At 67.1% G+C, this 668-nt stretch carries 1 protein-coding gene; it reads right to left on the bottom strand.

From position 1 onward, the window contains the following. Nucleotides 1-88: 88 nt before the first annotated feature. On the bottom strand, nucleotides 89-668 hold a 580-nt coding region (locus ACI3KW_RS23180; RefSeq protein ID WP_404850051.1), incomplete at its 5' end, for a class I tRNA ligase family protein.

Here is a 668-nt window from a genome sequence, read left to right as displayed (position 1 = left end):
CCTTGATGGCGAGGCGACGGCCGATCTTCACCTGCGTCGGGTTCTGCGGGTCGAACGCGGCATCGGCACCCAGACGGCTGGAGGCGGCCTAGTAGCGGACGGCGTCCGTTCCGTGCTGGGTCAGGATGTCGGCCGGCGTGACGACGTTGCCCTTGGACTTCGACATCTTCTTGCGGTCCGGGTCCACGATGAAACCGGAGATGGCGGCGTCGGTCCAAGGGGAGCGGTTGTCTTCCAGGGCGCTGCGCAGCATGGTGGCGAACAGCCAGGTGCGGATGATGTCCTGACCCTGCGGACGCAGGTCGAAGGGCGACACCAGATCCCACAGCTCAGGGTCGCGCTCCCAGCCGCCCGCGAGCTGCGGGGTCAGCGAGGATGTGGCCCAGGTGTCGAAGATGTCCATCTCGCCGTCGAAGCCGCCGGCCTGGCCGCGCTGGTCCTCGGTGTACCCCGTCGGCACATCGCTGGTCGGATCGATCGGGAGTCGTGCGATCTCCGGGATCAGCACGCGGTCGTAGTCGCGCTCACCGTTCTCATCCAGGCCGTACCAGACCGGAATCGGCACGCCGAAGAATCGCTGACGCGACACCAGCCAGTCACCGGTGAGCCCGCCTACCCAGTTCTCGTAGCGCACGCGCATGAAGTCCGGGTGCCAGTCCAGCTCACGA

The organism is Devosia sp. ZW T5_3, assembly GCF_044987315.1.
Classification (GTDB): Bacteria; Pseudomonadota; Alphaproteobacteria; order Rhizobiales; family Devosiaceae; genus Devosia.
The sequence above is the reverse complement of the archived record's forward strand: the minus strand, read 5'-3'. Positions and strand labels throughout refer to the sequence as shown.